Origin of the sequence: Pseudomonas sivasensis (assembly GCF_013778505.1) — a bacterium.
Taxonomy (GTDB): domain Bacteria; phylum Pseudomonadota; class Gammaproteobacteria; order Pseudomonadales; family Pseudomonadaceae; genus Aquipseudomonas; species Aquipseudomonas sivasensis.
In genome coordinates this window covers 118,874-131,337 of record NZ_JAAOWU010000003.1, presented here as the reverse complement: position 1 = coordinate 131,337, position 12,464 = coordinate 118,874, and the positions used below count along the sequence as shown (strand labels likewise).

Genomic DNA, 12,464 nt, shown 5'->3' with positions numbered 1-12,464 from the left:
AAGGCTTGTTTTCTATTTTTATGCGAATAATCTTGTAATTCTTACAACAAATCGACGACAGGCACTCTCCAATGACTCTTCGTATCGCAATCAATGGTTTTGGCCGTATTGGCCGTAATGTCCTGCGCGCACTGTATACCCAAGGCTACCGCCAGGATTTGCAGATCGTCGCCATCAACGATCTCGGCGACAGCTCGATCAATGCCCACCTGCTCAAATACGACACCGTACATGGCACATTCGACGCAGAGGTCGCCCACGATCAGGAAAGCCTGACCGTCAACGGTGACCGGATTGCCGTGAGTGCCATTCGCAACCCGGCTGACCTGCCATGGGCTGCACACAAGATTGACGTGGTATTCGAATGCACCGGTCTGTTCACCGACCGTGACAAGGCCGCCGCCCATATTACCGCCGGCGCGCGCAAGGTGATCATCTCGGCACCGGCCAAAGGCGCGGACGCCACTGTGGTGTATGGCGTGAACCACGACATTCTGCGTCAGTCCCACCAGATCATCTCCAACGCCTCGTGCACCACCAACTGCCTGGCGCCGGTCGCCCAGGTGCTGCACCGCGAGCTGGGCATCGAGAGTGGCCTGATGACCACCATCCACGCCTACACCAACGACCAGAACCTGACCGACGTCTACCACACCGACCCGTACCGCGCGCGCTCCGCCACCCAGAACATGATCCCAAGCAAGACCGGCGCTGCCGAAGCGGTGGGCCTGGTGCTGCCGGAACTGGCGGGCAAGCTGACCGGCATGGCCGTGCGCGTGCCGGTGATCAACGTGTCCTTGGTAGACCTCACCGTAACGCTGAAGAAAGAAGCCACTGCCGAAGAGGTCAACGCGCTGCTCAAGGAAGCCAGCCAGCACTCGAAGATCCTCGGTTACAACACCCTTCCGCTGGTTTCCAGTGACTTCAACCACAACCCGCTGTCGTCGATCTTCGACGCCAATCACACCAAGGTCAGCGGCAAGTTGCTCAAAGTATTGGCCTGGTACGACAACGAGTGGGGCTTCTCCAACCGTATGCTGGATAACTGCCTGGCGCTGTGTAACGCCGAATAAAGCGATCCTTTGGGAGGGGCGATTCGACTTGCTCCCGATGGCGGTGTATCAGTCAGGAATGTGTTGACTGACACACCACTATCGGGGGCAAGCCCCCTCCCACATTGTTCTAAGTAGGCCCAGAGAAATAGCCCCTTGCCATTTGAGTTGATGATAAGCATTATCATTTGCTGCAAATCGGTCTGGTATCACTGTGAGCCAATCTCGCTTCAACCAAGTCTTTCTCACCCAACGGGTGATTCTGCTACGCACCTTGCAGCGGATGGTGAATAACCACAGCACCGCCGAGGACCTGCTGCAGGAAACCTATCTGCGCGTCACACGAGCCCTCAGCGAGCGGCCGATCGATCACCTTGAACCCTTCGTTTATCAAACCGCACGTAACCTCGCGCTGGATCACCTGCGCTCACGCAGAATCCATGCCCGCACGCTGCAGGAAGATGTCCCGCTGGACATCCTACAAAGCGTCGCCGCCCCTATCAGCACCCCCGAAGATGCGACTCAGGCCGAGCAATTGCTTGAGCACCTGAGCGTCAGCCTGGGCCAATTGAGCGCCCGCCAGCAGCAGATTTTCATCCTCAGCCGCCTGCACGGGTGCAGCTATCAGGAGATTGCCGATCAGTTGGACGTGTCCCTGAGCACCGTGCAAAAGGAACTGAAATTGATCATGGCCATCTGCGTAGGTGTGGCCGACCGGCTGGATCGGCCTTAAGCTGCACGCGACAGAAATGTCGACCCGAGCTGTAGGAATAATGAATAGAACGTGGCGAAGACCCGAGGAACACCGTGACGGACCCCAATAAACTGCGCCCTCATGAGCTGGCTCATGAGGTGCTGCAAGACACGGCTATGGACCAGGCCCTGGATTGGCTGATTGCCTTGCAGTGCCCGCAAGCTGGGCAGCAGGCCGAGTTTGAAGCCTGGCTGGCCCGCGACCCGGCCCACGTCAACGCCTTCGCCAAGGCCCAGGCCGCCTGGGGTGGCGCGCCGGTTCACAGCGCCGCGGTGGCCCTGGCCGCGCCGCGCAAGCCCAGCGCCTGGCGCCGAATCAAACCCCATTGGAAACCGCTCGCCACCGCCGCGGTGTTGCTGATCGGGCTGTTCAGCTTCAGCAACCTGCCGGTGCGCCTGCAGGCCGACCACCTCACCGTGGTGGGCGAACGACAACGTCTGCAATTGGACGACGGCTCGAAAGTATTGCTGAACACCAACTCGGCGTTCTCCAGCAGCATCAAGGACCACCAGCGCATCGCCCGCCTGTACCAGGGCGAGGCTTTTTTCGAAGTTGTGCCCAACCATGGCCAGCCCCTGGAAATCGACGCCGGCCCGGTGCGCGCCAGCGTGCGCGACACCGCCTTCGCCGTGCGCTACCTCAATGGCGAGGCCCAGGTGCAAGTGCAGCGCGGTGATGTCGACCTCAGCAACACTTTCGACGATGCCCGCGTACGCCTGCGCGCCGGCGAAAGTATCCGCATCGGCCCCAAAGGCTTCGGCCAACCGGCCAAGCTGGACGCCAATAAGGACCTGGCCTGGGTGCAAGGCCGGCTGATTTTTGAAAACTGCCCGATGAGCGAAGTGCTCGCCGAGTTGCGCCGCTATTACCCCGGCTGGATCGTCAACACCAACGACCAACTCGCCAGCGTCGCGGTCACCGGCAATTACCGGCTTGATCAACCCCTGGACGTCGTGCGCTCACTGGCGCACATCACCTCTGCCAAGCTCTCGGAATACCCGGCGCTGGTCATACTGAACTAAATGAGAATTATTTTTACTCGATAACCTTCGGCGGTACGTCTCGTCTTAGCCAATGCAACTGATTCCTATTTGATTCGGTTCGCAACTATAAGATTCGTCCCCCGGAGCGCTTTCGATGTCCTCTCGTTTCAACCGCCGGTCTTCTTCGCCCGTCCTGTCCTTGTTGACTGCCGCCATCCTGCTGGCGGGCGCGCCGGCCATGGCCGCCACCGCTGCCGAACCGGTTTCGCGCAGCCAGGGCAACTACACCTTCAGCATCGAACAGCAGCCGCTGGTCTCGGCGCTCAACGCCTTTACTGCCGTGACCGGCTGGCAAGTCGGCCTGCCCGCAGAGCTGGGCCAGGGCGTGTCGTCTCCTGGCGCACGCGGCCCGTTGTCGCCAGAAAAAGCGTTGGACCGGCTGTTGGTGGGGACCAACCTGAGCTACCGCAAACTGGGCAATAACAACATCGTGCTGGAAAAGCGCGCAGCGGGCAGCACCCTCAATCTGCAACAGGTGACCATCAGCGCAACCCGTAACGCGCAGGATGTGAACAGCGTGCCGAGTACCGTCAGCGTGCATGAGCGTGAGGAACTGGACCGCCAGAACGTCAACAACATCCGGGAACTGGTGCGCTACGAGCCCGGCGTCTCGGTGGGCGGCGCTGGTACACGAGCAGGTAATGCCGGCTTCAACATTCGCGGCATCGATGGCGACCGTATCCTTACTCAAGTGGACGGTGTGGAAGTGCCGGGCAACTTCTTCAACGGCCCCTACGCCAAGACCCGCCGCAACTACGTCGACCCGGAAATCGTAAAGCGCGTGGAAATCCTGCGCGGGCCGGCGTCGGCCCTCTACGGCAGCAGCGCCATCGGCGGCGCCGTCAGTTACTTCACCCTCGACCCGGTTGACATCATCAAGCCAGGCCAAGACTTCGGCGCCCGCCTGAAGACCGGCTACAGCTCCGCCGACGAAAGTTGGCTGACCTCTGGCACCTTCGCCGGCCGCGTTCAAGACTTCGACGGTTTGCTGCACCTGAGCCAGCGCAACGGTCACGAAACTGAGTCCTACGACGGCAACAACGCCACCGGCCTGGATCGCACAGGCGCCAACCCGGAAGAAGCGCGCACCACTAACATCCTGGCGAAGCTCGGCTGGAACTATGGCGATGACAACCGCCTGGGTCTGACGTACGAGAAGTACAAGGATGATCGCGACGTCAACCTGAAGAACGCGGTGGGCGGCCCGTTCATCGGCGGCCGAGGCTTCAACCTCTACCGTGATCGTCGTGGTAACGACACCATCACCCGTGAACGTTTCGGCCTGGAAAACAGCTTCGCCCTTGAGTCGCCGATTGCCGACCGCATCAAGACCAGCGTCAATTACCAGATCGCCAAGACCGACCAGACCACCGCCGAAATCTATCAATCCGGTCGTCGCGTCCTGCGCACCCGCGACACGCTCTACCAGGAAAAACAGTGGGTTTTCGATGCACAGTTGGACAAAGCGTTCAGCCTTGGTGAAACCGATCACCAAGTGACCTACGGCACCACCCTCAAGCAGCAGAAAGTCACCGGCTCGCGCGAGGGCAGCGCGACCTGCGTGGCCGTCGGCAGCGGTTGCACCGCCATCGGCGCGCCCAGCCCGATGGCCTCCGATAGCGTGAAGAAGGCCAGCGACTTCCCCGACCCGACCATCAACACCTATTCGCTGTTCGCACAGGACCAGATCACTTGGGACAAATGGACCTTCCTCCCCGCCGTGCGCTATGACTACACCCAGCTCAAACCCAAGCTGACCCAGGAATTCCTCAACACCGTCAACCCGACAGGTGCGGAAACGGTGAGCGACAAGAAGAAAACCTGGCACCGCGTGACGCCCAAGTTTGGCCTGACCTACGCGCTGACGGACCAATACACCTGGTTCGGCCAATACGCCGAAGGTTTCCGCACACCGTCCGCCAAGTCGCTGTACGGCCGCTTTGAAAACTTGAACCTAGGCTACACCGTCGAACCCAATCCGGACCTCAAGCCGGAGACCAGCAAAGGCATCGAAACCGGGATTCGCGGCAAGTTCGACGAGGGTTCCTTTGAGGTGGCGGTGTTCTATAACAAATACCGCGACTTTATCGACGAAGACAACGTCGTGGTCGGCGGCACTGCCGAGCAGTTCCAAGCCGTCAATATCAAGCGCGCCAGCGTCAAGGGCGCCGAAGCCAAGGGCCGCCTGAACCTGGATGCATTCGGTGCCCCACAAGGCCTATACACCCAGGGGGCGGTCTCCTATGCCTACGGTCGCAACGACCAAAACGGCGAACCGCTGAACAGCGTCAACCCGCTCAAGGGCGTGTTCGGCCTGGGCTACGACCAGGACAATTACGGTGGCCTGCTGAGCTGGACCCTGGTGAAGAAGCAGAATCGCGTAGACAGCTCCACCTTCCACGCGCCGGACGGCGACACCAGCGGCCCATTCAAAACCCCCGGCTTCGGCGTTGTCGACCTGACCGCCTACTACAAAGTCACCAACGACGTGACCATCAACGGCGGCCTCTACAACCTCACCGACAAGAAGTACTGGAACTGGGATGACGTACGCAGCTACGACAGCGTCGGCGAAGCCGCGGTAACCGGCCCGGCCAACCTCGACCGCCTCACCCAGCCCGGCCGCAACTTTGCGATTAACGTGATCTGGGATATCTGACCAAGCCCTTCTCACCTCGTCGAAATATCAACGACGAGGTGAGGATTTTTTACTGTGCCGCGTCTTCTTGTTCGTCTAGTTGATAACCGCTCTCTTTCGGGCACCAAGGCGCTCCCCTTCTCAAGGACTTTTTCATGACCGCTTCTCCTAACGCAGAACGTCCAAGCCTGCGCTCCCAGCGCCTGAACCAGATCACCAACGAGCCGCACACCAAGCTGGATGCACTGGTGAAGGCCCATGCCCCGTTCGAAACCCAGGCCAACTTTGCCCGTTTCGTGGTGGCGCAGTACCTGTTCCAGTCGGAACTGGTGGCCCTGTACAACGACGCCGAACTGATCAAGATCGTGCCTGACCTGGCCGCACGCTGCCGCGCCGAAGCCGCCAAGCTGGACCTCGCCGACCTGGACACCGAAGTACCGGCCGCGGTGGCCGGTGCAGTGAGCAACCCGAGCAAAGCCGAAGCCCTGGGCTGGCTGTTCGTCTCGGAAGGCTCCAAGTTGGGCGCCGCGTTCCTGATCAAGCGCGCCGTAGGCCTCGGCTTGAGCGAAACCTTTGGGGCCCGCCACTTGGGTGAGCCAGCCGGCGGTCGTGCCGAAGGCTGGAAGCGCTTCACCCGCACCCTCGACGGCCTGCAATTCAGCCCCGAGGAAGAGGCCGCAGTAGAAAAAGGCGCGGTGGATGCGTTTGTGCGCTTCACCGTGTTGCTGGAACAGGCGTACGCTAGCGCCCCTGAACTGGCCTGATCCCGCAAATTGAAATGCAACCCAATGTGGGAGGGGGTTTGCCCCCGATAGCGGTGCATCAGCCAACAAATAGGTAACTGACCCACCGCCATCGGGGGCAAGCCCCCTCCCACATTTTGATCGCATTTAAGTTCGGACTTTTTTGTAACCTTCCCCAAGAAAAGCTTCACCATGACTGGCAAAACCCAATCCACCTCGAAAATCGCACAGATCCTGTTCGGCCTGCTGGCCTATGTCAGCCTGGGCATCGGGCTGGTGGCGATTGTGATACCCGGTTTGCCCACCACCGAGTTCATCCTGCTGGCCACCTGGGCCGCGACCAAAAGCTCGCCACGCCTCAGCGCCTGGCTGGAAAACCACCGCCTGTTTGGGCCGATCCTGTTCAACTGGCGCAACGGCAAGATCATCGCGCGCCGGGCCAAAGTCAGCGCCACCGTGAGCATGCTGTTGTGCGCGATCCTGATGCTGGTGATGCTCGACCATGGCTGGCCCATCTACCTGGCGATTGCCGGGATGAGCCTGGGCAATCTGTGGATCTGGTCACGCCCCGAACGGCTCGCACAGCCCGTATAACCCTACCTGTAGGCGTTTTCCTACCGCCCATCGCCTTCTGCTCATGAAAGCCCCTACCGCGCCGATGCTCCGGATATAGCGCTGAATGGACTTGGCCGTGCTGTGCATTCCAACAAGACCATTCGTGAGTGAACCTATGTTCGACACCCTCTCTATCCGCTTGAAAATCGTGCTGCTGTCCGGCCTTTGCCTGCTGGGGGTGATTACGCTGATCGTGAGCATCAATCTGTACGAAACGGACCAGAACGACCATCTGATCAGCGATTCAAGTTCACGCATGCTCACCAGCAGCGTGCAAAGCCTGTTGCAGGCAAGGGCCGCTGAACAAGCGGTGCAGTTGCAGAAAACCTTCGGCGAGAATCTAACCGCGGTCACCGCCCTGGCCGACCAAGTCAAAGACTTGCGCAACCTCGCCGCCAAACGTGCTCTGGAGCCCGCAGCCCTTCGCGAAGAACTCAATCAGAGCCTGAAAACCGCCTTTGAACGCAACAACAAGGTGCTCGGAATCTGGCTGTCGTTCGAGCCCGATGGCTTGGACGGTAAGGACAGCGAATTCATCAACGACAAGGCCCGCGTCTCCAATGAAAAAGGCCGCTTTTCCAGCTACTGGAGCCGTGCCGGGGGTGAAGGCCTGAACACCATCATGGTCGAGGAAGACCTGACCAAGACCACCCCCAACCTAAACGGCACACCCTACAACATCTGGTACACCTGCCCACGTGACACCCGCAGCACCTGCCTCTTGGATCCGTACGAAGACACTGTGGCCGGCAAACCGGTACTGATGACCACCATTTCCCAACCGCTGCTGGTGGATGGAAAAGTGATTGGTGTGGTGGGTGTGGACATTGCGCTCAACAGCCTGCAAACCCTGGCTGATGCGGCCCAAAAGACGCTGTTCGATGGCGCCGCGCACCTGGAGGTTATCTCCAGCACCGGTCTGATTGCCGCCTACAGCGGCGAGCCTGCGCGGGTCGGCAAAAATCTGATCGATACGCTGGGCGCCGAGGGCAATGAGATCGTGCAACTGCTGGCCAATGACAGCCACGTCAATCTTGAGCAGGGCGATACGATTCGTGCGGTCTACGCAGTCAAGCCGATCGCCGATGCCAAAGCCTGGGGGGTGGTGATTAAACTGCCCAAACACGTGATGCTGGCCGACACCGTAAAACTGCAGGAGGTCCTCGACAAAGCCCAGGCGACCGGCACCCTCAAGGCCTTGCTGGTGGGCGCTGCCGCCGGGCTCCTGGGTTTGCTGCTGATCTGGCTGACCGCCACCGGCGTAACCCGCCCGATCAACAGCGTGGCCGCGATGCTCAAGGACATCGCCAGCGGCGACGGCGACCTCACCCAACGCTTGGCCTACAGTAAAAAGGATGAACTGGGCGAACTGGTGAACTGGTTCAACCGCTTCCTCGACAAGCTGCAACCGACTATCGCCCAGATCAAGCAAAGCATCACCGAGGCCCGCGGCACGGCGGACCAGTCCTCGGCCATCGCCCGCCAGACCAGCGAAGGCATGCAGGTGCAGTTCCGTGAAATCGACCAAGTGGCCACGGCGTCCAACGAAATGAGCGCCACCGCCCATGACGTCGCCAACAGCGCCTCGAATGCCGCCAGCGCGGCACGCGGTGCCGATCAGTCGGCGCGCGAAGGCATGCAGATCATTGAAAAGAGTACGCGGGATATCACGATCCTCGCCGAAGAAGTCAGCAGGGCCGTGGGCGAAGTCGAAGCCCTGGCAGTCAACAGCGAGCAAATCGGTTCGGTGCTGGAAGTGATCCGCAGCATTGCCGAACAGACCAACCTGCTGGCGCTGAACGCGGCGATTGAAGCGGCACGCGCGGGCGAAAGCGGCCGCGGCTTTGCGGTGGTGGCCGACGAAGTCCGTAACTTGGCCAAGCGCACCCAGGATTCCGTGGAGGAGATCCGCCTGGTGATCGAACGCATCCAGAGCGGCACCCGTGGCGTGGTCGCGACGATGCACTCAAGCCAAAGCCAGGCCCAGAGCAATGCCGGGCAGATCCATCAGGCCGTGCAGGCCTTGGGCAAGATCAGCGACGCCGTGACGGTGATCAGCGACATGAACCTGCAAATCGCCAGCGCCGCCGAACAACAGAGCGCGGTGGCCGAAGAGGTCAACCGTAACGTCTCGGCGATCCGCACCGTGACCGAAACCCTCACCGGCCAGGCCACCGAATCGGCGGCTATCAGCAGCCAACTCAATGCGTTGGCCAGCCAGCAGATGAAACTCATGGATCAGTTCAAGGTTTAAGAAACACCACAGGTGAAATGTGGGAGGGGGCCTGCCCCCGATAGCGGTGTGTCAGTCAGCAGATTCATTGACTGAGACACCGCTATCGGGGGCAAGCCCCCTCCCACATTTTGATCGCGTACTGCTTAGAGACCCGTCCAAGCCTGCACAAACGCCGCCACATCTTCCTTCGGCGCCGTACGCGGCGGGTTCTGCGGGGTACCCAAATAGAGGAAGCCAATCACTTCCTCATCCGCCGTCAGCCCCAGGCCTTTGGCAACGTGGGCCGAGTAGGACAACTCACCCGTACGCCACACCGCACCAATCCCTTGGGCATAGGCCGCCAACAGAATGCCGTGGGCCGCACAGGCCGCCGCCAGCAGTTGCTCAGACTTGGGTACCTTGAAGTGCTCCTGCAAACGGGCGATCACCACCACCACCAACGGTGCGCGCAATGGGCCGTTCTGGGCCTTGTCGATGGCGGCTTGCGGGGCGTCGGCGTCTTGCAGGCGTGCAGCCTCGGCCAGCAGCGTCCCCATCTGCTCACGGGCGGCGCCTTCTACGGTGAGGAAACGCCAAGGGCGCAATTGACCGTGGTCGGGTGCACGCATGGCAGCGGCGAACAGCACGTCGCGCTGCTCCTGGGTCGGTGCCGGCTCCAGCAAACGCGGCACGGAAACACGGTTGAGCAAAGCGTCGAGAGCCTGCATTGGCCACCTCCAGAAAAAATGTGCGGTCATTCTAGCGGGAATAAACCGGCGACCACCAAACGATAATTGCTCTTATTCATTCCCCCCGGCCCTGTTAGACTTTGCGACCATATTTTTCACGCTCGTTCAGGAAACTCGATGTTCCGTTCGCTTCTTCGTCTGTCCGTCGTATGCATGGCCTTGGGCCTGACTGCGTGCGATGACGCCCCCAGGTTCACCAAGGCCGAGCCGGGTGAATCGCGGGCAGGCGGCGCGACGACGGTGAATAAGCGCGACCAGAACGCGTTTTCCCTGCCGTCGGCCAACTTGTCGCCGACGCGCCGCTTGGACTTCAGCGTCGGCAACAGTTTCTTTCGCAGTCCTTGGGTGATCGCGCCGTCCACCACCACCGCCCGTGATGGCCTGGGACCGTTGTTCAACACCAACGCTTGCCAGAACTGCCACATCAAGGACGGCCGTGGCCACCCGCCGTTGCCCGACGCAGCCAATGCGGTCTCGATGCTGGTGCGCCTGTCGATCGCCCTGCCAACTCAGGATCAGCAACCCTACGCCAAACTCATCGAGCAAGCAGGCGTGGTGCCAGAGCCGACATACGGCGGGCAATTGCAGGACATGGCCGTGCCCGGCGTCACTCCGGAAGGCAAAGTGCGGGTCGACTACACACCGGTCAACGTCACCTTCAAGGACGGCACCGTCGTCGAGCTGCGCAAGCCGGATCTGCAGATCACCCAACTCGGCTATGGCCCAATGCACCCCGACACCCGTTTTTCGGCGCGCATCGCCCCGCCGATGATCGGCCTTGGCCTGCTTGAAGCCATCAGCGACGCGGACATCCTGCGCAATACCGACCCCAAAACCGCCGATAAAGAAGCCATCGTCGGCCGCGCCAATCAGGTCTGGGATGACGCCGAGCAAAAAACCGTGCTCGGGCGTTTTGGCTGGAAAGCCGGACAACCCAACCTCAATCAACAAAATGTTCACGCGTTTTCTGGTGATATGGGCCTCACTACGTCCCTGAGACCCTTCGATGACTGCACCGAAGCCCAAGTGGCCTGCAAACAGGCGCCCAACGGCAATGGCGCCGATGGCGAGCCGGAAGTCAGCGATAACATTCTGCGCCTGGTGCTGTTCTACACCCGTAACCTTGCCGTGCCCGTGCGCCGCCAGGTCAACGATCCGCAAGTCCTGGCCGGGAAAAACCTGTTCTTCCAGGCCGGTTGCCAGGGGTGCCACAAGCCGACGTTCACCACCTCAGCCAATGCCGCCGAGCCTGAATTGGCCAACCAAGTGATCCGTCCCTATAGCGATTTGCTGTTGCACGACATGGGCGATGGCCTGGCCGACAACCGCAGCGAATTCAAGGCCGGTGGCCGCGACTGGCGCACGCCGCCGTTGTGGGGCATTGGCCTGACACACACCGTAAGTGGCCATACCCAGTTTCTGCATGACGGTCGCGCCCGCAACCTGCTGGAAGCCGTGCTCTGGCACGGCGGTGAGGCACAAGCGGCGCAGCAGCATGTGTTGTCCTTTAATGCCGAACAGCGCGCTGCGTTGCTGGCGTTCCTGAATTCTTTATAAGCTTCGCCCCACTTACAGAAGGGAGCTCGACATGTTCCGTCCCAAGTTGTTGTTCACCAGCCTGGCCGCCCTCGCCCTGGGCGCCTGCTCGCCACAAGACCCGCAAGCTGTGACCTCTGCAGCGATCGCCAAACAAGTGATCCTGCCGACCTACAGCCGCTGGGTCGAAGCCGACCGTCAGTTGGCCGTCAGCGCCCTCGCCTACTGCCAGGGCAAGGAAAGCCTGGACACCGCCCGCGCCGACTTCATCCATGCGCAAAAAGCCTGGGCCGAGTTGCAACCGCTGCTGATCGGCCCGCTGGCCGAGGGCAACCGTGCATGGCAAATACAGTTCTGGCCGGACAAGAAAAACCTGGTCGGGCGCCAGGTCGAGCAATTGGTCACCAGCCAGCCGCAGATCGACGGCGCCGCCCTGGCCAAGTCCAGCGTAGTCGTGCAAGGCCTGTCGGCCTACGAATACATCCTCTACGACGCCAAGACCGACATCGCCGACGATGCGAACAAAGCCCGTTATTGCCCACTGTTGGTGGCCATCGGCGAGCGTCAGAAAACCCTGGCCGAAGAGATCCTAGCCAGCTGGAACAGCACCGATGGCATGCTCGCGCAGATGACCAAGTTTCCGAACCAGCGCTACGCCGATTCCCACGAAGCCATCGCCGACCTGCTGCGCGTCCAAGTGACCGCCCTAGACAGCCTGAAGAAAAAACTCGGCACGCCCATGGGCCGCCAGACCAAGGGCATCCCGCAGCCGTTCCAGGCCGACGCGTGGCGCAGCCAGTCGTCCCTGCAAAGCCTGGAGGCCAGCCTTGCTGCCGCCCAGACCGTATGGGTCGGCGTCGACAACAAAGGCCTGCGTGGCCTGCTGCCGTCGGATCAGAAACCATTGGCCGACAAAATCGACGCCGCCTACGCCGCGTCCCTGAAACTGTTCGCCAGCAACCAGCGCACCCTCAACGAACTGTTGAACGATGACGCCGGTCGCCAGCAACTCAACGACATCTATGACAGCCTCAACGTCGTCCACCGCCTGCACGAAGGCGAACTGGCCAAGGCGCTGGGCATCCAACTGGGCTTTAACGCCAACGACGGTGACTGATG

At 60.9% G+C, this 12,464-nt stretch carries 10 protein-coding genes; 9 read left to right on the top strand and 1 reads right to left on the bottom strand.

The window, feature by feature from the left end:
* The first annotated feature begins 71 nt into the window (after positions 1-71).
* From gap to G9Q84_RS06915, 7 genes are all read left to right on the top strand, one after another.
* A complete protein-coding gene (gap, locus tag G9Q84_RS06945; RefSeq protein WP_032890857.1) occupies positions 72-1,073 on the top strand; it encodes a type I glyceraldehyde-3-phosphate dehydrogenase in 1,002 nt (333 codons plus the stop codon).
* 193 nt (positions 1,074-1,266) lie between these two features.
* Positions 1,267-1,785 carry a sigma-70 family RNA polymerase sigma factor gene (locus tag G9Q84_RS06940; RefSeq protein WP_122756119.1) on the top strand — a complete coding sequence of 173 codons (519 nt, stop codon included), beginning with the start codon at positions 1,267-1,269 and terminating at the stop codon, positions 1,783-1,785.
* Positions 1,786-1,859: 74 nt separating this feature from the next.
* Positions 1,860-2,828, top strand: a complete 969-nt coding sequence (locus G9Q84_RS06935) for a FecR family protein (RefSeq protein ID WP_122680786.1) — start codon at positions 1,860-1,862, stop codon at positions 2,826-2,828.
* A 115-nt stretch (positions 2,829-2,943) separates the two neighbouring features.
* Positions 2,944-5,508 carry a TonB-dependent receptor gene (locus G9Q84_RS06930; protein WP_099602749.1) on the top strand — a complete coding sequence of 855 codons (2,565 nt, stop codon included), beginning with the start codon at positions 2,944-2,946 and terminating at the stop codon, positions 5,506-5,508.
* A 134-nt stretch (positions 5,509-5,642) separates the two neighbouring features.
* Entirely contained in the window at positions 5,643-6,251 is a 609-nt protein-coding gene (locus G9Q84_RS06925) for a biliverdin-producing heme oxygenase (RefSeq protein WP_095185783.1), read from the top strand.
* Positions 6,252-6,422: 171 nt separating this feature from the next.
* Complete coding sequence (locus G9Q84_RS06920; RefSeq protein WP_122756118.1) at positions 6,423-6,824, top strand: YbaN family protein; 402 nt, start codon at positions 6,423-6,425, stop codon at positions 6,822-6,824.
* A gap of 136 nt (positions 6,825-6,960) precedes the next feature.
* Positions 6,961-9,099, top strand: a complete 2,139-nt coding sequence (locus G9Q84_RS06915) for a methyl-accepting chemotaxis protein (RefSeq protein WP_095185784.1) — start codon at positions 6,961-6,963, stop codon at positions 9,097-9,099.
* Positions 9,100-9,224: 125 nt separating this feature from the next.
* Here G9Q84_RS06915 and G9Q84_RS06910 read toward each other — a convergent pair whose 3' ends face one another.
* On the bottom strand, positions 9,225-9,788 hold the full coding sequence (locus G9Q84_RS06910; RefSeq protein WP_032890847.1) for an NAD(P)H nitroreductase: 564 nt from the start codon (positions 9,786-9,788) through the stop codon (positions 9,225-9,227).
* Between the two features lie 174 nt (positions 9,789-9,962).
* Here G9Q84_RS06910 and G9Q84_RS06905 point away from each other — a divergent pair, with 174 nt between their 5' ends.
* On the top strand, positions 9,963-11,366 hold the full coding sequence (locus tag G9Q84_RS06905; RefSeq protein WP_420875413.1) for a di-heme oxidoreductase family protein: 1,404 nt from the start codon (positions 9,963-9,965) through the stop codon (positions 11,364-11,366).
* A 31-nt stretch (positions 11,367-11,397) separates the two neighbouring features.
* Positions 11,398-12,462, top strand: coding sequence for an imelysin family protein (locus tag G9Q84_RS06900; RefSeq protein ID WP_032890843.1), 1,065 nt, complete (start codon positions 11,398-11,400; stop codon positions 12,460-12,462).
* Positions 12,463-12,464 lie beyond the last annotated feature (2 nt).

Excerpts from the sequence above, each read along its gene's own strand:
- G9Q84_RS06930 (WP_099602749.1), top strand. The coding sequence starts at position 2,944 with ATGTCCTCTCGTTTCAACCGCCGGTCTTCTTCGCCCGTCCTGTCCTTG.
- G9Q84_RS06900 (WP_032890843.1), top strand. The coding sequence starts at position 11,398 with ATGTTCCGTCCCAAGTTGTTGTTCACCAGCCTGGCCGCCCTCGCCCTG.
- G9Q84_RS06920 (WP_122756118.1), top strand. The coding sequence starts at position 6,423 with ATGACTGGCAAAACCCAATCCACCTCGAAAATCGCACAGATCCTGTTC.
- G9Q84_RS06925 (WP_095185783.1), top strand. The coding sequence starts at position 5,643 with ATGACCGCTTCTCCTAACGCAGAACGTCCAAGCCTGCGCTCCCAGCGC.
- G9Q84_RS06910 (WP_032890847.1), bottom strand. The coding sequence starts at position 9,788 with ATGCAGGCTCTCGACGCTTTGCTCAACCGTGTTTCCGTGCCGCGTTTG.
- G9Q84_RS06905 (WP_420875413.1), top strand. The coding sequence starts at position 9,963 with ATGGCCTTGGGCCTGACTGCGTGCGATGACGCCCCCAGGTTCACCAAG.
- gap (WP_032890857.1), top strand. The coding sequence starts at position 72 with ATGACTCTTCGTATCGCAATCAATGGTTTTGGCCGTATTGGCCGTAAT.
- G9Q84_RS06915 (WP_095185784.1), top strand. The coding sequence starts at position 6,961 with ATGTTCGACACCCTCTCTATCCGCTTGAAAATCGTGCTGCTGTCCGGC.